19 protein-coding genes are annotated in these 18,889 nt (G+C 62.3%); 15 read left to right on the top strand and 4 right to left on the bottom strand.

The window, feature by feature from the left end:
• Positions 1-2 precede the first annotated feature (2 nt).
• The 15 genes from rhaM to visR all read left to right on the top strand — a co-directional run bounded on the left by rhaM (position 3) and on the right by visR (position 15,243).
• Positions 3-317 carry an L-rhamnose mutarotase gene (gene rhaM, locus AU381_RS09040; protein ID WP_064241391.1) on the top strand — a complete coding sequence of 105 codons (315 nt, stop codon included), beginning with the start codon at positions 3-5 and terminating at the stop codon, positions 315-317.
• A gap of 1 nt (position 318) precedes the next feature.
• The gene (locus tag AU381_RS09035) at positions 319-1,689 is read left to right on the top strand and encodes an FGGY-family carbohydrate kinase (protein ID WP_064241390.1); all 1,371 of its coding nucleotides are present in this window, start codon (positions 319-321) and stop codon (positions 1,687-1,689) included.
• Positions 1,690-2,377: 688 nt separating this feature from the next.
• A complete protein-coding gene (locus AU381_RS09030) occupies positions 2,378-3,991 on the top strand; it encodes a globin-coupled sensor protein (protein WP_064241389.1) in 1,614 nt (537 codons plus the stop codon).
• Positions 3,992-4,021: 30 nt separating this feature from the next.
• A complete protein-coding gene (locus AU381_RS09025) occupies positions 4,022-4,315 on the top strand; it encodes an STAS domain-containing protein (protein WP_064241388.1) in 294 nt (97 codons plus the stop codon).
• Between the two features lie 3 nt (positions 4,316-4,318).
• A complete protein-coding gene (gene cheY1 / locus AU381_RS09020) occupies positions 4,319-4,684 on the top strand; it encodes a chemotaxis response regulator CheY1 (RefSeq protein WP_064241387.1) in 366 nt (121 codons plus the stop codon).
• 19 nt (positions 4,685-4,703) lie between these two features.
• Positions 4,704-7,004: a chemotaxis protein CheA gene (locus AU381_RS09015; RefSeq protein ID WP_064241386.1), complete on the top strand. Its 2,301-nt coding sequence runs from the start codon at positions 4,704-4,706 to the stop codon at positions 7,002-7,004.
• Positions 7,005-7,009: 5 nt separating this feature from the next.
• Positions 7,010-7,477: a chemotaxis protein CheW gene (locus AU381_RS09010; protein WP_064241385.1), complete on the top strand. Its 468-nt coding sequence runs from the start codon at positions 7,010-7,012 to the stop codon at positions 7,475-7,477.
• Positions 7,474-8,382 (top strand): protein-glutamate O-methyltransferase CheR, encoded by a 909-nt coding sequence (cheR, locus tag AU381_RS09005; RefSeq protein ID WP_064241384.1) that lies wholly within the window; start codon positions 7,474-7,476, stop codon positions 8,380-8,382. The genes AU381_RS09010 and cheR overlap by 4 nt, the downstream gene beginning before the upstream one ends.
• The gene (gene cheB, locus AU381_RS09000; protein WP_064241383.1) at positions 8,379-9,431 is read left to right on the top strand and encodes a protein-glutamate O-methylesterase CheB; all 1,053 of its coding nucleotides are present in this window, start codon (positions 8,379-8,381) and stop codon (positions 9,429-9,431) included. The genes cheR and cheB overlap by 4 nt, the downstream gene beginning before the upstream one ends.
• Positions 9,431-9,820: a response regulator gene (locus AU381_RS08995; RefSeq protein WP_012706841.1), complete on the top strand. Its 390-nt coding sequence runs from the start codon at positions 9,431-9,433 to the stop codon at positions 9,818-9,820. Before cheB ends, AU381_RS08995 begins: the two co-directional genes overlap by 1 nt.
• Positions 9,817-10,371 (top strand): chemoreceptor glutamine deamidase CheD, encoded by a 555-nt coding sequence (gene cheD, locus AU381_RS08990; protein ID WP_064241382.1) that lies wholly within the window; start codon positions 9,817-9,819, stop codon positions 10,369-10,371. Before AU381_RS08995 ends, cheD begins: the two co-directional genes overlap by 4 nt.
• 63 nt (positions 10,372-10,434) lie before the next feature.
• Entirely contained in the window at positions 10,435-10,827 is a 393-nt protein-coding gene (gene cheT, locus AU381_RS08985; RefSeq protein ID WP_064241381.1) for a chemotaxis protein CheT, read from the top strand.
• A gap of 321 nt (positions 10,828-11,148) precedes the next feature.
• The gene (gene fliF, locus AU381_RS08980; protein ID WP_064241380.1) at positions 11,149-12,828 is read left to right on the top strand and encodes a flagellar basal-body MS-ring/collar protein FliF; all 1,680 of its coding nucleotides are present in this window, start codon (positions 11,149-11,151) and stop codon (positions 12,826-12,828) included.
• Between the two features lie 926 nt (positions 12,829-13,754).
• A complete protein-coding gene (visN, locus tag AU381_RS08975; RefSeq protein ID WP_064241379.1) occupies positions 13,755-14,492 on the top strand; it encodes a transcriptional regulator VisN in 738 nt (245 codons plus the stop codon).
• A 10-nt stretch (positions 14,493-14,502) separates the two neighbouring features.
• Positions 14,503-15,243 carry a transcriptional regulator VisR gene (gene visR / locus AU381_RS08970; protein WP_064241378.1) on the top strand — a complete coding sequence of 247 codons (741 nt, stop codon included), beginning with the start codon at positions 14,503-14,505 and terminating at the stop codon, positions 15,241-15,243.
• A 210-nt stretch (positions 15,244-15,453) separates the two neighbouring features.
• Here the strand turns inward: visR and AU381_RS08965 are convergent, their stop codons facing one another.
• The 4 genes from AU381_RS08965 to fliN form a co-directional block, all read right to left on the bottom strand.
• A complete protein-coding gene (locus AU381_RS08965; RefSeq protein WP_162273411.1) occupies positions 15,454-15,900 on the bottom strand; it encodes a hypothetical protein in 447 nt (148 codons plus the stop codon).
• A complete protein-coding gene (gene flhB / locus AU381_RS08960) occupies positions 15,897-16,979 on the bottom strand; it encodes a flagellar biosynthesis protein FlhB (RefSeq protein WP_064241377.1) in 1,083 nt (360 codons plus the stop codon). Before flhB ends, AU381_RS08965 begins: the two co-directional genes overlap by 4 nt.
• 220 nt (positions 16,980-17,199) lie before the next feature.
• Positions 17,200-18,231, bottom strand: a complete 1,032-nt coding sequence (gene fliG, locus AU381_RS08955) for a flagellar motor switch protein FliG (protein WP_064241376.1) — start codon at positions 18,229-18,231, stop codon at positions 17,200-17,202.
• Positions 18,232-18,259: 28 nt separating this feature from the next.
• A complete protein-coding gene (fliN, locus tag AU381_RS08950; protein ID WP_244520035.1) occupies positions 18,260-18,841 on the bottom strand; it encodes a flagellar motor switch protein FliN in 582 nt (193 codons plus the stop codon).
• Positions 18,842-18,889 lie beyond the last annotated feature (48 nt).

The raw sequence follows: 18,889 nt of genomic DNA, 5'->3' as shown, positions 1-18,889 counted from the left end.
CGATGGAAAAATACGCTTTCCGCATGCGGCTCAACCCCGGCATGGCCGAGGTATACAGAGCGCGTCATGATGCGATCTGGCCGGAGTTGGTGACGCTGCTCAAAGATGCCGGCGTCTCCGACTATTCGATCCATCTCGACGAGGAGACCAACCTGCTGTTCGGCGTGCTCTGGCGTACGGAGGACCACAAGATGGCCGATCTGCCGTCGCACCCGATCATGCGGAAATGGTGGGCCTACATGGCCGACATCATGGAAACGCGGGCGGACAACGAGCCGGTCGCCGTGCCGCTCAAGACCGTTTTCCATCTCAGCTGACATGAAAACCGTCGCCGTCATCGATATCGGCAAGACAAACGCCAAGGTCGCGTTGGTCGATCTCCGGCGCTTCGAGGAAATTGCCGTCCGCAAAATGCCCAACGTCGTCGTGAAGGACGGCCTCTATCCGCATTTCGACGTCGAATATCTATGGCGTTTCATGCTTGATAGCCTCGCCGCACTGCACCGCGAACACCCGGTGGATGCGATTTCCGTGACAACACATGGGGCGACCGCCGTCCTGCTCAACAACGCAGGCAACCTTGCTATGCCGGTGCTCGATTATGAATATGGCGGACCGGACGCGCTTGCCGAAGAATATGGCCAGGCGCGCCCGCCCTTTTCCGAGACCGGCTCGGCCCGCCTGCCGATGGGGCTCAATGTCGGTGCGCAGCTCTTCTGGCAGCAGCGCATTTTTCCGCGACATTTCGCCGAGGTCGCGACGATCCTCACCTATGCGCAATATTGGTCCTATCGTCTCACCGGCGTTGCGACGAACGAATTGACCTCGCTCGGCTGTCATACCGATCTGTGGAGTCCCAAGTCTGCAACGTTCTCGACGATGGTCGAGGCGCGGGGTTGGGCCCCGCTTTTTGCGCCGGTGCGCAAGGCGGACGAGGTGATAGGCGGCCTGCTTCCCGCGCTTGCCGAGGCAACGCGCCTGCCGGACGGGCTGCCAGTCTATTGCGGCATCCACGATTCGAACGCCTCGCTGCTGCCGCACCTGCTGACCCGCAGCGCGCCGTTTTCCGTCGTCTCGACCGGGACCTGGGTCGTCATGATGTCGGTCGGCGGTGAGCAGGTGGAGCTCGACGAGAGGCGAGATACGCTGATCAATGTCAATGCACTCGGCGATCCGGTTCCATCTGCCCGCTTCATGGGCGGCCGCGCCTTTTCGTTGTTGATCGGCGACGATCCGCCGCCACCTTCACCCGAGGCCGAACGTCGTGTGCTTGCAGAAGGCTATATGCTGCTGCCGTCGGTGCCGGGCGGCTCCGGTCCTTTCCCCTCGGCAGAGCCGCGCTGGACGGTGAACGAAGACAATCTCGCCCCAGCCGAGCGGCTCGCCGCCGTCTCCTTCCATCTTTCCCTGATGACGGCGACCTGCCTCGATCTCATAGGCGCGATGGGCGAAATTGTCGTGGAAGGTCCGTTCGCCGGGAATTCCGCCTACTTGCGGATGCTGGCCGCTGCTACCGGCCGGCCGGTGCTCGCCAACTGCCTCAGCAGCACTGGAACGAGCCTCGGTGCGGCCTGCCTTGTCGCGGGTGCCGCGATCAGGACAGGAGCGGAAGCCTTCTCGGAAGCTGTCCCACGGAGCTATGTCGATTACGCACACAAATGGCAGCGCTTGACCGCCGAGCACGTGTAGAGCGGCCGCAGTCGCAAATGTGTATCGATGGATAGGAGAAAGTAAGAGCGAACCGATCTTCTTGGACGCTGGTCGAAAGACCGCGCGTCAGAAAATGTTTCTGTTCGCCGCTCTTCTATGTTCGAGATTGATGACGATCGAGATCGCCGTCATTGCGAGGATTGCGATGGTGGCGGCGCTAATTCCAAGAACAATCATTGCTCATACCCGTGGACGCATCTTCATGATGTCGCCTGTGCCTGTGACGGTGCAGCTTGCGCGGTTTGCGCCCATTCGACCTTCGCCTCGATACTGGACGACAAGTAGAACTGCAATTCTAAACTCTTGTGATTAAAAACCTGTTGTCTCCGGCAGAGTAAATCAGTGCATGATAGCAGCTAATAACGCGCTGGTTGAATTTTAGCGATTCCGATTACGGGCCAAAAACCGTTAACCTTCAAGCAAGGAATTAACCATAAACATGGTCCCACACGTCGGAATAGGAAGTCTCAGCTTCTCTCAAGGCATGATGCCGTACCGCCGTACCGGTTCCGGTCCGGTATGAATTTCACCGAAGTTACTTGCGGGATGGACGATAGAGAACGCTCAGGCACGCCGATCTCACCGAGTGGGCGTGACCGGCCACAGCCCTTTCGGGCCACATCTTCCCTCAGGCAAGTCTCGACTACGCATCAGGCCGGGGAACAGCGTGCAGCAGGAAGCGTCAGAACAGGCAAGGAAGAGCCAGGCGGCCAGCCTGCTCGAGCGCCTGCGCTTTGCCGGTCTCGACGAGGCAGCCTGCGCGCTTCTGCGTGATCGTCGACAGGCCCTGTCGCCGCGCATCGAGCTTGCGCTGCGTGACCTTTTCCATCGGCTGCAGACCAATCCGGACGCCGCTCGCCATTTCGACAATGATCGCCAGCTCGACCGGCTGCACGATCTTCAGTCGTCCCACTGGAATGTGCTGACCGATGCCCGTTTCGACGGGCTCTATGCCGAACGCGTCAAGGTGCTGGCCGACACCGAAGCCCGCATGAGCCTCGACCCGCGCTGGCAGCTCGCAAGCCACGCGGTCGTGCTTGAGCATCTCATTGTCGGCGCCGTCGAGGATGCCTGGCCCAAGTCCCTGCTTCCCTTCGGAAGCGCGCGCAGGCACGAGCTCTGCCGCCTCGTTGCCGCTCTGGTGCGCGCCGCCTTCGTCGACAGCGAGATTGCGGTGGCGCTGCGCTTCAATGCGCTCCGCCAGCAGCATCAGCGCCAGCTCTCGGATCAGCGCAAGGGCGACGAGACCGAAGTGACGGCGCTCTTCTCCGATTTCATGCAGGCTCTCGGCGACGGCGATCTTGGTGCTCGCCTCCCAACCGACGGGCCCGATGTCTGTCGGCCGATCGCCGCTGGGCTGAATGCCGCCCTGGACCAGATCCAGCAAGCCCTGCAGTCCGGCGACAAGCGTGCAGCGGCGGCCGAGAGCATGGTCGAAAGCTTGCGCAGCCGCACGACCGAATTTTCCGGCTCGGCTCTCGGCGAGGCGGAGGCACTGACCGACCGCGTCGCAGCGCTTGGCGCGATGACCGAACGCATGCGCGCCGGCTCGATCAGGATCAGCGAGGCTGAGGCTAAGGCCAGCGAGACGCGCCTGGCTGCGGAGCGCAGCGGCGAGATCGCCGGTCAGGCGATTTCTGCCATGGCGGATATCGAGGCTTCCGCGGAAAAGATCGGCCAGATCATCGGCGTCATCGACGAGATCGCCTTCCAAACCAATCTTCTCGCTCTCAACGCTGGCATCGAGGCGGCACGCGCCGGCGAAAGCGGCCGGGGCTTCGCTGTCGTCGCCCAGGAAGTCCGCGCCCTTGCGCAGCGCTCGGGTGAGGCGGCGCGCGAGATCAAGCAGCTCGTCAACGGCACGAAGACGCAGGTCGAAGCCGGCGTCGAGATCGTCGGCCAGACGCAGAATGCGATCAGCAGCATCGTCGAGCAGGTGATCTCCATCAATGCCGCCGTCTCCGGCATCGCGCGGGAGGCGCAATCGCAGGTGAGCGATCTGGCCGCCGCGGCCTCCGAGATCGGCGGCATCTCGAAGGCGATGAGCCGAAGCGCGGAACTCGCCGGCGAGACGGCGGCTTCGACCGAAGATCTCCACGGCACCATCCTGGAGCTGGGACAGACGATCCGCCGCTTTCGTTTCGAGCGCCAGGCCGGATTGAGGGCTTCGACATTCGCCCCGCCGTCCGCGCTTCTGCCGCAAGTCGATGAGGACGATAGAGCGATGCCGTTCGGCGATGACGCCGCCTCCGGGCGGCAGGTCGCCGGATGGCGGCGCTAGTGTCAGTGAACAGGTCGGTCGAGGAACAGAATGGCCAGCAGGAACATCGCAAAGAAATCGCTGAAGCTCGCTCCGGTCCTGGACCTGAACGAAGCGACGGCGTTGCATGAAAGGCTGCTAACGCTCAAGGGGGCTCCGATCGAGATCGATGCGTCCGCCGTCGAGCGGATCGGAACGCTCTGCGCACAGGTGCTGATGGCCGGTGCAAGAAGTTGGGAAGAGGATCGGATGTCCTTCACCTTTGCAAAGGTGTCGGACGCGTTCGTTAAAACGACACAGCTCATCGGCGTGGACGTCGCGCCCCTGATGGCAAAGGAGATTTGAGAAATGAAGAAGAGAGTTCTGACTGTGGACGATTCCCGGACAATCCGGAACATGCTTCTTGTCACCCTCAACAACGCCGGCTTCGAAACGATCCAGGCGGAGGACGGTGTCGAAGGCCTCGAAGTGCTGGAGACCGCCAATCCGGACGTGATCGTCACGGACATCAACATGCCCCGCCTCGACGGCTTCGGCTTTATCGAAGGCGTGCGCAGGAACGACCGCTACCGCGCCATCCCCATCCTGGTGCTCACCACGGAAAGCGACGCCGAGAAGAAGAACCGCGCGCGGCAGGCGGGCGCTACCGGCTGGATTGTCAAGCCGTTCGACCCTACCAAGCTGATCGATGCCATCGAGCGTGTAACGGCCTGAACATCGAGGGTGTCCTCCAATGGATATGAACGAAATCAAAGAGATTTTCTTCCAGGAATGCGAGGAGCAGCTCGCGGAACTGGAGTCGGGTCTCCTGAAGCTCAATGATGGCGACCGCGATCCCGAGACGGTCAACGCCGTCTTCCGCGCGGTCCACTCGATCAAGGGTGGCGCCGGCGCGTTCGGGCTCGATGACCTCGTCTCGTTCGCGCATGTCTTCGAGACGACGCTAGACTGCGTTCGATCCAACAGGCTGGAGCCCAATCAGGACGTCCTGAAGGTCATGCTGAAATCGGCGGATGTGCTCGCCGACCTCACCAATGCCGCCCGCGACGGCGGCAGTGTCGACGGGGCGCGCAGCCGGCAGCTGATCAAGGAACTCGAAGCCCTCGCCAATGGCGAATTGCCGCAGCCTGCTGCCGAGGCACCTGCGAAGTCCGCACCGGCGCCCGCGAAGGCAGCACCCGCAGCCATACCGGCGCCCGCAGTGAACGAGGAAGGGTTTCAGCCCGTCGCCTTCTCTTTCGAGGATTTCGAAACGAGCGAACCCCCGACGATCGAGCCGTCTACCTTTGAGATCCTCTTCAGGCCGAAGTCGGAACTCTATGGCAAGGGCAACGACGCCACGCTGCTGCTGCGCGATCTCTCTCGCCTCGGCGAGATGAGCATCCATTGCGACATGGATGAACTGCCGGCGCTCGGCAGCATGAATCCGGAGGCCGCCTATTTCGCCTGGAAGATTTCGCTGAAGACCGACAAGGGCGAAGAGGCGATTCGCTCGGTGTTCGAATTCGCCGAATGGGATTGCGAGCTCGAGGTTACGCTGGCAGGCGGCAATCACGCTGGCGCGGGCGACGAGCTGCCGATGCAGCCTGTTCCTTTCGACCTGTCGCTGCTCGATGAAGCCATGCCGGCCTTGGCTGGGGCGGCCGAGGATGATGAGCAGGTTGCCGCCCGGCAGCGCGAGGCTCGCGACGAGGCGGTATCGGCTGCGTCGATCGCGAGCAACGTCCTGCAGATGGCCCAGACCGCGCGCGCGTCCGCCGAGAACGCCAGGAGTGCGGCGCCGGCTTCCGCGGCACAGGCGGCCGCACAGCAGGCCGCTGCCTCCGCCGCCACCCCGACGATCCGCGTCGATCTCGATCGCGTCGATCGCCTGATCAACCTGGTCGGCGAGCTCGTCATCAACCAGGCGATGCTGTCGCAGAGCGTCATCGAGAACGACACGAACGGCACGTCGTCGATCAACATGGGGCTCGAGGAGCTGCAGCAGCTCACCCGCGAGATCCAGGACAGCGTCATGGCGATCCGCGCGCAGCCGGTGAAGCCGGTCTTCCAGCGCATGTCGCGTATCGTCCGCGAAATCGCCGACATGACCGGCAAGTCGGTCCGCCTCGTCACCGAGGGCGAGAACACCGAGGTCGACAAGACCGTCATCGACAAGCTCGCCGAGCCGCTCACGCATATGATCCGCAACGCGGTCGACCACGGCCTCGAAACGCCGGAAAAGCGCGTCGCAGCCGGCAAGAACCCGGAAGGCACGGTCCGGCTGACGGCAAAGCACCGGTCCGGCCGCATCGTCATCGAGCTTGCCGACGACGGCGCCGGCATCAACCGCGAGAAGGTCCGGCAAAAGGCGATCGACAATGACCTGATCGCCGCGGACGCAAATCTCTCGGACGAGGAAATCGACAACCTGATCTTCCACGCGGGCTTCTCGACCGCGGACAAGATCTCCGACATTTCCGGTCGCGGCGTCGGCATGGATGTCGTCAAGCGTTCGATCCAGGCGCTCGGCGGCCGCATCAACATTCAGTCGAAGCCGGGGCAGGGCTCCGTCTTCACGATGAGCCTGCCGCTGACGCTCGCCGTCCTCGACGGCATGGTGGTGACGGTCGCCAGCCAGACTCTCGTCGTGCCGCTGACGGCGATCGTCGAAACCCTTCAGCCCGAGGCCTCGGCGATCCATAGTTTCGGCGCCTCCCAGCGGCTGATCTCGATCCGCAACTCCTTCTGCCCGCTGGTCGACGTGGGCCGCATCCTGAACTTCCGCGCCACCCAGGCCAATCCGGTCGAAGGCGTGGCACTCCTCGTCGAGTCCGAAGGCGGCGGCCAGCGCGCCTTGATGGTCGATGCCATCCAGGGCCAGCGCCAGGTGGTGATCAAGAGCCTCGAGGCGAACTACACCCATGTTCCGGGCATTGCGGCGGCGACCATTCTCGGCGACGGGCGCGTGGCGCTCATCCTCGATGTCGATGCGATCGTCGCCGCCTCGCGCGGACAATCCCTGCCTGAAATGTCCCTTGCTGCAGCCGGATAATGTCTATGACCTATGCCGCAAAAAATCTGACGACTGGCGGACGGGAGCTGATCGCTTTCCGCGTCGGCGGCCAGGAATTCTGCGTCAACATCATGTCGGTCCGCGAAATCCGCGGCTGGACGCCTGCGACAGCGATGCCGCACGCGCCGGGATATATGCTCGGCATCATCAATCTGCGCGGCGCGGTGCTGCCGATCATCGACTTTTCGGCGCGCCTCGGCATGAAGCCGGCCGAGCCGACGGTCCGCCACGTGATCATCGTCGCCCAGGTGAATGGCCGGTCGGTGGGGCTTCTCGTCGATGCCGTCTCCGACATCCTGACCGTCTCTGATGCCGACATGCAGCCGACGCCGGATATCGCCTCGGACTTCGAAAGGAGCTTTGCGCGTGGCGTGCTGGCGATCGAGGGACGCATGATCTGCCTCGTCGAGCTCGATCAGGTCTTCCCGCATGAGGAAAGGGAAGCAGCATGAGGACCCAGGCCTCTTTCGAGCAGAAGCTGTCGCCGGACGAATGCCTGGCGAGCGGCGAATATCCGCTGACGCGCCGCGACCTTGGCGAAATCGCGGCGATGATCTATGCGGATGCGGGCATCTATCTGAATGAATCCAAGGCCTCGCTGGTCTATTCGCGGCTGTCGAAGCACATCCGCACCCTCGGGCTCAGGGGCTTCCGCGACTATTGCCAGCTTGTCGCCTCGCCGGCGGGCGCGGCGGCGCGCCGCGACATGCTCTCGCATCTGACCACCAACTTCACCCGCTTCTTTCGCGAGAACCATCATTTCGACCATCTGAAGACGGATGTACTGCCGGGCCTGATCGCCCGGGCGAAGAACGGCGGCCGGGTCCGCATCTGGTCGGCGGCCTGTTCCGACGGCCAGGAGCCCTATTCGATCGCGCTCACGGTGCTGTCGCTGCTGCCGAATGCCGCGGAATACGATTTCCGCATTCTCGCGACCGACATCGATCCGAAGATCCTGGCGCTCGCCCGGGCCGGCGCCTACGACGCGACGGCGCTCGAAACGGTAAGTCCCGCCATGCGCAAGCAATGGTTCCGGGAGGTCGAGGTGAACGGTCGCGGCAAGTGGCAGATCGATGACCGCGTCAAGCGGCTGATCACCTTCAACGAGCTCAACCTCATGGCGCAATGGCCGCTCAAGGGGCCCTTCGACGTGATCTTCTGCCGAAACGTGGTGATCTATTTCGACGAACCGACACAGATGAAGATCTGGTCGCGATTCGCAGGCGTGCTCGACACGGGCGGACATCTTTACATCGGCCATTCGGAACGCGTCTCGGGGGATGCCAAGGCGATCTTCGACAATATCGGCGTCACCACCTATCGCCATACCGGCAAATTCCATGGAGGTCGGGCATGAACGCTCCCGCCCGTGTTCTCGTCGTCGATGACTCGCCCACGATGCGTGGGCTGATCTCGGCCGTGCTCAATGCCGATCCGGAGGTAAGGGTCGTAGGCCAGGCGGCCGATGCGCTCGAGGCCCGCCAGGCGATCAAGCAGCTCGATCCCGATGTCGTCACCCTCGACATCGAGATGCCGAACATGAACGGCCTCGAATTCCTCGACAAGATCATGCGGCTGAGACCGATGCCGGTCATCATGGTCTCGACGCTGACCCACAAGGGTGCCGAGGCGACGATTGCCGCCCTCGAAATCGGTGCTTTCGATTGCGTCGGCAAGCCGCACCCCGGCGATCCGAATCCGTTCGGCGGCCTGGTCGAGAAGGTCAAGGCGGCGGCGCGCTCGCAGCGCAAATCGATGATCACCAGCAACCGGGTGACATCCGCGCCGGCCGTGACCACCGTTTCCGAGTACAGGGCGGGCCGCAAGGTCATCGCGATCGGCGCTTCGACCGGCGGCGTGGAGGCCCTGATCGCGGTCCTGCAAAAGTTCCCGGCCAATTGCCCGCCGACGGTGATCACCCAGCACATGCCGCACACATTCACCAAGAGCTTTTCCGAGCGGCTGAACCGGCTCTGCGCGCCGACTGTCGAGGAGGCGACCGACGGCGCCCGGCTCGAAGTCGGCAAGGTCTACCTGGCGCCCGGCGGCGACCGGCACCTTCAGGTCTCCAGTGCCTCCGCGCCCTGCTGCAGGCTGATCGACCGGGAGCCCGTCAACGGGCATCGCCCGTCGGTCGACGTCCTTTTCGATTCGGTCGCCGAAATGGCGGGGCGCAACGCAATCGGTGTGATTCTGACCGGCATGGGGCGCGACGGCGCGGCCGGTCTCCTCAAAATGCGGCACGCCGGGGCGCGCACGTTCGGACAAAACGAAAAGACCTGTGTCGTCTATGGAATGCCCAGAGTGGCCCATGAATTGGGTGCTGTCGAAACGCAGCTCCCCCTCGGCTCGATCGGGGAGGAGATATTGAAGGCGGCAGCAGCCCGGAAGGAAGGAAGCGAATAATGTCCATCGCCGAAAAGATAAAAGTCCTGATCGTCGACGACCAGGTGACAAGCCGGCTGCTCCTGGGCGACGCCCTGCAGCAACTCGGCTTCAAGCAGATCACTGCCGCCGGCGACGGGGAGCAGGGCATGAAGATCATGGCGCAAAACCCGCACCATCTGGTCATCTCGGATTTCAACATGCCGAAGATGGACGGTCTCGGGCTGCTGCAGGCGGTTCGCTCGAACCCGAACACCAAGAAGGCGGCCTTCATCATCCTGACCGCGCAGGGCGACCGTGCGCTGGTCCAGAAGGCTGCCGCGCTCGGTGCCAACAACGTTCTCGCCAAGCCGTTCACCATCGAAAAGATGAAGGCAGCCATCGAGGCCGTGTTCGGGGCACTGAAGTGATGCTGGAGGCTGCCGGCAGGCGTGTGCATGTCATTCAGGGCGAGTTCAAGGTCGTCAACGATCCGGATATCGTTCTTTCGACCATTCTCGGTTCCTGCGTGGCCGCATGCATGCGCGACCCGGTGGCGGGCGTCGGCGGCATGAACCATTTCCTGCTGCCTGGCTCTTCGACGTCGCCGGCATCGGCGGGTGACGCGACGCGCTACGGCGTGCATCTCATGGAACTGCTGATCAACGGTCTCCTGAAGCAGGGCGCGCGCCGCGATCGCCTCGAGGCCAAGATATTCGGCGGGGCCAAGACGATCGCGCGCTTCTCCAATGTCGGGGAGCAGAACGCCGCCTTCGCGCGGCAGTTCCTGCTCGACGAAGGCATCCGTGTTGTCGGAGAAAGCACCGGCGGCGAACATGGCCGCAAGCTGGAATATTGGCCCGTGACGGGCCGTGCCCGCCAATACGCGTTGACCGGTGTGGAAGCCCAGCGCGCCATCCACCAGGACCAGCGGCCCGCGCCTGCCCCGAAGCCGGTGGAAAGCTCGATCGAGTTCTTCTGATCGCCCTCCGAGGGCCGGCCAGCCGGGTGCCAACGTATCCTTTCAAGCCCACGTGAGAGAATGATGCAGACCGATCACCAGAGCTACATGCCTCGCGCGGAAGAATCGCTGCCGGACGTGCTGATGCGCATTGTCACCGAACTCCATGACGTCGCCTACCTCATCGAGCGCATCGAGCCGCAGCTCTGGAGCGGCCATGATGCGCCCGTGACCGATCCGTCCGAAAAGTTGATGGTGCTCCAGGGTGTCGATCTTGCGGTCCAGAAGGCCCGGGGGCTTGCCGAATTCATTGACACGATCACCGCATCGATCCCCGACACGTGCCTCGTGGACATCTCGACGGCCGTGAACCTGATCAAGCTTGCCGACATGAAGAAGGCGCTCGGCAGCGGGCTGTTGCGTCACGGCCACTCGCAGCCGCTCACGAAGGCCTCGGGCGACTTCGAGGCGTTTTGACGCGGTGGATTGCCCCTCACCCTAGTCCTTACCCTAGTCCTCTCCCCGCGTGCGGCGAGAGGGGACTGGAGGGGGCGGCATCTCCCTTCTCCCGTCAACAACGGGGAGAAGGTCGCGGCAGCGGGATGAGGGGCGTGAAACCCGCCGCTAAGATCGCTCCAGACTGCTCCGTCAAGTTCGCGCAAGTTTCGCCGCCTAGCTTCGCTTCCGGGGCTGGTAGATTCGCGCGTGTCGATACCGGGCTTACCAGAATGTTGGATCTTCGCATGATGCCGTCGAGTACCGGCAAGGGTGCCATGCGATACTGGGTGCGGAAACAGAATGAATCTGTTCGATCAATTCTCGACGTTCACGAAAAACCTGAGCAATCTCGGGCAGGGCAAGCTGATAGCTCTCGCGGTGGCCGGCATCGTCGCAATCGGCTTCGTTCTCGGCGCTGCCATCTACGTCAACAAGCCGGCCTTTGAAACGCTCTATGTCGGCCTCGAACGCAGCGATGTCACCCAGATCAGCATTGCGCTTGCCGAGGCGAATGTCGACTTCGAGGTCGGCGCGGATGGCGGCAGCATTCAGGTGCCGGTAGGCATGACCGGCAAGGCTCGCCTGCTCCTGGCGGAGCGCGGCCTGCCGAGCAGCGCCAATGCCGGTTACGAACTCTTCGACAATGTCGGCTCGCTCGGGCTCACCTCCTTCATGCAGGAGGTCACGCGCGTTCGTGCTTTGGAGGGCGAGATTGCCCGCACCATCCAGCAGATCTCCGGCATTGCGGCGGCCCGCGTTCATATCGTCATGCCGGAGCGGGGCAGCTTCCGCAAGGCCGAGCAGACGCCGACCGCATCGGTGATGATTCGCGCGAGCGCGACGGTCGGCCGGGGTGCCGCCTCCTCCATCCGCCATCTCGTCGCATCGTCCGTACCGGGTCTCGATGTCGACGATGTCACCATTCTCGACTCGACCGGCCAGTTGCTCGCTTCGGGCGACGACCCGGCAAGCAGCGCCCTCAACCAGTCGCTCGGGGTGGTGCAGAACGTTCAGACCGATCTCGAGAAGAAGATCGACAATGCGCTTGCCCCCTTCTTGGGCATGGACAATTTCCGCACCAGTGTCACGGCCTCTCTCAACACCGATGCCCAGCAGATCCAGGAGACCGTCTTCGACCCCGAATCGCGGGTCGAGCGCTCCACGCGCGTCATCAAGGAAGAGCAGAAATCCAGCCAGCAGCAGCCGGACAACGCCGCGACCGTGCAGCAGAACGTGCCCCAGGCGGCGCCGCGTGGCGGTGCAGGCCAGCAGTCGAGCGACGAGGCGGAGAAGAAGGAAGAGCAGACGAATTACGAGATCAACAGCAAGACGATCGCCACCGTCAAGAACAGCTATTCGATCGAACGGCTGTCGATCGCCGTCGTGGTCAATCGCGGCCGCCTGGCGGCGATGGTCGGCGAGGGGGCCGATCAGGCGAAGATAGATGCCTATCTCCAGGACATGCAGAAGATCGTCGCCTCCGCTGCCGGCGTCGATCCGAACCGCGGCGACGTCGTCACGCTGAACGCCATGGATTTCGTCGAGACGCAATTGCTGGACCAGCCGGTCGCAGGCCCCGGCGTCATGGAAATGTTGACGCGCAATCTCGGCGGCATCATCAACTCGCTGGCTTTCATCGTCGTCGCCTTCCTGGTCGTCTGGCTGGGCATGCGGCCTCTGGCCCGCCAGATGGGCTTTGGCGGCCAGGCGGGTCAACTCGAAGGCGAGGCAGCCGGTCTCGAACTGCCGGATTTCTCTCCGGCCGGCGCAAGCGCCGCGGGAGGTGCCCTCATGGAAGGCTTCGGCTCGGACTTCGGCTTCGACAGCACGGACGACCTGCTCAACCTCGGCGACGAAAGCAATGGCTTCAATCGCCGCGTCAAGGAAGGTCCCGAGCGCCGGCTTTCCCGCATGGTGGAGATCAGCGAGGAGCGCGCCGCAAAGATCCTCCGCAAATGGTCCCTCGACCGCGCCGCCTGAGATCGTTCGAGAGAAGGCACAAGAAATCCCGCCTCACCGCGGGATTTCGCGTTTCCGGGACAGGGTGCTGCTGCATGCTTCCTTAAATCATAGCCGATTTGGACATGCAGCAACTCAAAGTGCTACGGCGACCTTCGCGCGCGCGGCGCTGTAGTCGGCGCGCGTCATTGATCGTCTGATGGCGGCCGATCGAAATAATGCCAGAGTCAATTCCGCCTTAGCAGCGTAAAGGCCAATTTCGTCGCAAGAATCCAGATTGGCGTGACGAGTCTAGGTGAGGGGGGTGGATCGAAGCATTTAAGGAAAATTTAACTTATTGGATTCCGAAACGGCGATGCCGCCCGCCTGTCGCTGTTGGTGCGCCGTTGGTTATTTGTCGAGTGCGCGCTTTTTTTGGAAATATAACTATCCCATGTTGAAATGAATACAGGATCATCTTTGTCTTATACAGATAGCTGCGGACCATTCGGCGTCTCGGACTTGATGCATTTTAGCAACAGGCATCTTTTGAAAGTAAAGTTCGCTCATCTATATTCGAGGGGCTTGATGCGCAAAACGGGCAAAAAGTCGCCCGACAGCGGCCGAATCTACTCCCTAGACGTGTCCCCTTCGCCCCCTCCGGCGGCGGAATGATGCGGTCGCTATTCGCGCGAAAACCAATAAAAATCATCTGTATGCGATTGCCGGTCCAGGGCGTCGGCCTGCGGTGGCGGTTTTGCCGTAAGCCGGCCGGTCAGCGATTTCTCTACCCAAAGATGAGCAAGCAAAGCGCGCCGCAATCACAGTGTCTTTTTAGGGGCGGCGAGGTACAGTTTAGATATTGATTCGCGTCCTGGTTCGCACGTGGGAATGCCGGCTTCGGCCGGTTGCCTTCGGCAGGGCAACCGTTGCAGGGGGCGTCGAATCCGGCACGGGGGCTGAAAGTCATGGAGATTTCACAGACGAGCGCGGCCTGGTCCTTGCCGATCGCCGCGCCGCGCACGAGTGGTCGCGGCCTATCGCGAGAACAGTTGATGCGGAGGCTCGGGGAAGCTGCCGGGCGCAGCAGCCTTGCCAACGGGCTGACCATTCTGACCGAATACGTTGGAGCAACGCATTACCTTCTGGCTCGCCACGATCTGTCGCAGGATGGCGGACTTGATTTCGTCCTGTGCTCCGATTGGCCCTTCGACGTCGTGCGGCGTCTTTCAAAGATTGTCATCGGTCTGAACGCAAAGACGACTGAACTGGAAAAGTGCCTGACGGTGCTGCAGCCGTCCTTCCAGGTCCTGCCCGACGACATCGATCTGCCGCGGGGGGTCAACCGCTCCTATTGCTCCGTGACGTTCAATGTCGGTCGGTCCCGTTACTCATTGATGCTGCTGTTCCCAGAGGACGTCATCCTGTCCCAGGAAGGGTTGCGCGATATTGGCGTACTCGCAAGCTATCTCACGAGCTTCAAGGCCGATGCCGGCGTTCGGCACGACCGGGACTTCGAGCTGACCGAGCGGGAGCTTGAATGCCTGTTCTGGATCGCCGAAGGCAAGACGAGCGAGGAAATCGCCGTCATCCTCGGAATCTCCCGAAACACCATCAACAACTACATCACCAGCGTGATGCGGAAGACCGCGACGCGCACCAGGTCGGAAGCCATTGCCCACGCTGTCCGGCACAATCTGGTATAGGAGCAAGACGATGGTGCATCTGGACGCGGAGAGCCGCTTGGACGATGCCCGGCTCGGGCGAAGCGCACGCGCGGCTCGCGCCGCGACGCTGGTCACGCGGCTGCAAGCCATGCAACGGCAGATCAACGCGAAGAACTTCGCGGTCCTGCGCGTCAATGGAAGGGGTATGCCGGCAACGCGCAAGCTCACCTGCGTCCTGCACAATTGGGGTGCCGCGTCCGAAGCGAATGCGCACGAACTCTTGAAGGTCTATGGCGAGGACCTGCTTCAGCACCTCGATCGTTCGCCGCTGGCGCTGCTGTGGGATGGCCAGGGAGAGCATCAGGCAGCCGATGTTCCTGACCTGGCCCTTTTCTCGCACCGGCTGAAGGGGCGGAAGCTCTCCTACTCGGGCATCGCCCTCCCGATACGGCTCGGCGCGCAGGGCAACGGCTATGTGGTCTTTGCCGGCAGCTATATCGACGCGCCGGCCGAGCAGATCCTCGACCTGCACGGGCGCTGCGCACAGGTCATGGCCGACATGCTGGCGGCGGACGAAAGGCGACTGTTGAAGGGCGAGACCCTCAGCGACCGCGAAATCGCCTGCCTGCAGATGGCGGGCGACGGCTATATCAGCGAGGAGATCGCCGAGAAGATGGGACTTTCCGTCCACACCGTGAATGCCTATCTCGGCGCCGCCACGACGAAACTCGATTCCGTCAACCGCATCCAGGCGATCGCCAAGGCCATACGCCTCGGCTATATCAGCTAAAAAAACTGCAACACTTTGCCAGCAAATCGCCCCTCATCCGGCCTGCCGGCCACCTTCTCCCCGCGAGCGGGGCGAAGGAGACTAGCCGCGCCGTCTCGATCTTGCGGGAACAGCAGCCAAATACACCAGCGGCCTCCCCTCTCCCCGCGTGCGGGGAGAGGGTTAGGGTGAGGGGCGATTCTGAGGAGAGGACGTTCGCAATCGAATGCTCTAGCTCGCCAGCGGCAGAGGGTAGGATTTGACGAATTTCGCCTCTTCCAGGCTCCTGGCGAGGAAGGCGGTATTCTCGTCCGGATCGGTCGAGGGACGCTGGAAGTTGATGTGGCTGATCTCGATGCCGGCCGCTTCCCCGGCGAGCACGAGGCGTGCATAGACCGTCACGCCGCGCGGCTTCAACTCAAGGTCCAGGATGATTTCGGGGCGACTGTTCCAGTCGAGACTGTAGTTGCCGCCGAGGCCGAAATTCACGGTGCCCGGCAGGAAGTAAAGTTCCGCCGCCGATTCCACGAGATCGGCGATGCTTGCATAGGACTCGAACCGCAGGAGCGCGATGAAGTCCGCAGCGTCGATCAGGCGCAGTTCTGTTGCTACCGGACGAATAGCCTCTGCCACTAGTTTTTCGCGTTTTTCAGAGAATTCGCACTTCTTCAAGATCATGTCACCCGTTTTTGTTGCGGCTGAGCTGCGTAAACCCGGTGAATGAGTTCGGCGACTGCCTTGTAAAACACCGGTGGAATGACACTATCCACCGAGACTTGCGCAAACATGGAGCGCGCGAGCGGCGGATCCTCGAAGACCGGAATGCCGTTTTTCTCGGCGATCTCGCGTATCTTGAGGGCGACCAGGTCCTGCCCCATGGCGACGACCATGGGGGCGTCGTTCTCTTCGCGCACGTAGCGGAGCGCGACCGCATAGTGCGTCGGGTTGGCGATCACCAGAGTGGCGCGGGGCACGGAAGCGATCATGCGCTTGCGGGCGCGGTCCCGCTGCATCGATCTGAGCCGCGACTTGACGATCGGGTCGCCCTGCGACTGCTTCAGTTCTTCCTTCACCTCCTGCTTCGTCATCCTGAGTTCGGTGTACCAATGATGACGTGTCCAGAAGAGATCGACGATCGCCAGCACCGCCGTGGCAAGCAGCACGACGGTGACGATCTGCTTGAGGTCGGAGGTCATCGTCGCGAAGATCGTCACCGGGTCTGAAAACATCAGGTCGAGCGTGGCGAAATAGTCGTTCCACAAAACCAGGACGACGATGATCGAGATGACGATGATCTTGAACATCGACTTGGCGAATTCCACCAGGCCCGGAATGCCGAAAATGCGCTTGAAGCCCGCTATCGGCGAGACGCGGTTCATATTGGGCATGATCCGGTCGAGCACCGGACGCGGCAGGTTCTGGAAGATCGACGACCCGACGCCGAAGATGATGAGCAGCAGGAAAATCGGAACGACCAGGGCCGCCGATTTCAGGACGACGTGCGAGATCAAACCGACGGCATCCGTGGCCGTTTCGAGCCGCCAGGCCTCCGGTTGCTCGAATACGTCCTTGAGGGCCTCGGCCGTGCTGGCGGCGCCGTCGGAAAGGAAGAAGACGATGAAGATGTAGACCGCAAGCGTCGAGGCGAAGGCCGTCACTTCGCGAGAAAATGGGACATTGCCCTTTTCCGCCGCATCGGACAGTTTTTTCTCCGATGGCGCTTCGGTTTTACTGTCCTTGTCCTGATCTTCCGACATGAAACAGGAAGCTCCCACCCTGGCAAGAAGCGCGGCGTGGATCGCGCCCCTGACCGATCTCCGGATCGATCAGCCGCGCCAATGCGCGCCCGTGCCTCTCTCGTGGACCGCGAGCCTCTCATGCGCAAGAGCCGGACGCCGAGAAGGCGGCCGGCTCAACAGAAATTGGAGCAGTTCGGGGCTTTTGCCGACGTGATGCGGCCCCAGGGGGCAACCTCGGTCAAGCGGCTTCCGATTCCTTTTCCTTGAGCTCCAGCTGTCCGCTGGCCGCGAGGCGAATCGCCTCCTGCGTGATCGAACGCCTGGCAATGGCGATGTCGCGCGGGTTGATGCCGGCATCGCCGACCGCAAGGTCCGATTCGATCATGCGCCGCTGGCGTGCGCCGACGGATGCGAGAATCGATTCGCGCAATTCCGGCGCCGAGCCCCTGAGAGCCATGGTGATGACATCGGTCGAGACGTCGTTGAAGAGTTGCACGCGGCTTCTCTGCGGCATGTAGAGGATGTCGTCGAAGAGGAAGATCTTCGGGCGGACCTTCTTGGCGGAATCGGTGCTGATCGTTTCCAGCGAGGCAAGCAGCGTATCCACCTGCTTCTTCTCGAGCTCGTTCATCACCTCGGCGATCTTCGCCGGGCCGGGCGAATTGCGCTCGGCCTCCATCTCGTCGATCATCTCGATGACGCGCGTCTCGATGATCGAGGCCGCCTTCGGGCTGACATTCTTCATGTTGACGGCGCGGTTGAGAATGTCCGGCCGCTGTCTGTCCGAAAGCTGCAATAGAACCTTCGCGCCGAAGCTCGACGGCATCATCGAAAGGACATAGGCGATCGTCTGCGGATGCTCCTTGGCGAGCGACTGGGCAACGGCGACCGGATCGCATTCCTGCAATCGATCCCAGATGCTTGCCTCGTAGGACTGGAACGTGGCGCGCCGGCCGAGCAGGCCATCGACCTCGTCCGGTGTCAGACCTTCTTCGAGGATGCTTTCCATCGCCTTGGCGTTGTCCATCAGTCCGGCGCCTTCGGTGAAAAGATCCTCGAACTCGTTGACCAGTGCCTCAAGTTCATGGGGAGGGATGGCGCGCAGCGACTGAGCGGCGGCGATGATTGCCTGCAACTCGGCCTGCGTGAAGAATTTCAACAGTTTTCCAGCCACGGATTTGCCCATGGCGAGCAGTACGGCCGCGGCCTTTTCCGTCTGACTGAGCGGTGTTGCCAGTGCCTGCGCTTCGAAACTTTCGAAATCCATCATGGATTCATCCCTCGCCCGATCATCGGGCCTACTTTCTGCTGCCCTTTATCTCGATGAGCTTGACCCCGAACCGGGTCACATCGCCTTCGAGTACGGTAATCTCACCGCGGCCGATCACCCGGCCGTTGACCATGATTTCGACCGGCTCGCCGATCTTGCGGTCGAGCGCGATCGTTGCGCCTTCGGTCAGCCCCATGAGGCCGGAGACCTGCATGCGGCTCGTGCCGAGCACGATCTGGACGTCGATCGGGATGTCCATGATCAGGTCCATATTTGCCGCCATGCCGCTGCCCGGCGTACTTTCGGCGCCGGGTGCCACCGCGCCGAAATCGTCGCCGCCGAAATCGCTGCCGGCAAAGCCGCCTCCGACATCGAGGCCGCCACCCAAGGAAACATCACCGAAATCGCCGCCGAAGCCGCCTGCACCGAGATCGCCGCCGAAGTCCGCACTCTGCCCGAACGGTTCGGCAGCACCGAAGTCGCCGCCGAAATCCGTTGTTGTGCCGTCCTGCTTGAGAACGCCGCGCAGATCGTCGATCGCCTGGTCGAGCTCGGCGTCTCCCGCAAATGCGGCCTGTTCTTCGATGGATGCTGCTTTCTTGCGTGCCATGTGCGGATTATTCCAGTTGAAGCTTGCCTCAGGCATTCTGCGATGCGA

The organism is Sinorhizobium glycinis, from assembly GCF_001651865.1.
In the GTDB taxonomy this organism is placed as follows: Bacteria; Pseudomonadota; Alphaproteobacteria; order Rhizobiales; family Rhizobiaceae; genus Sinorhizobium; species Sinorhizobium glycinis.
Note: the sequence above shows the minus strand (reverse complement) of the source record. Positions and strands in the feature narration are given on the sequence as shown.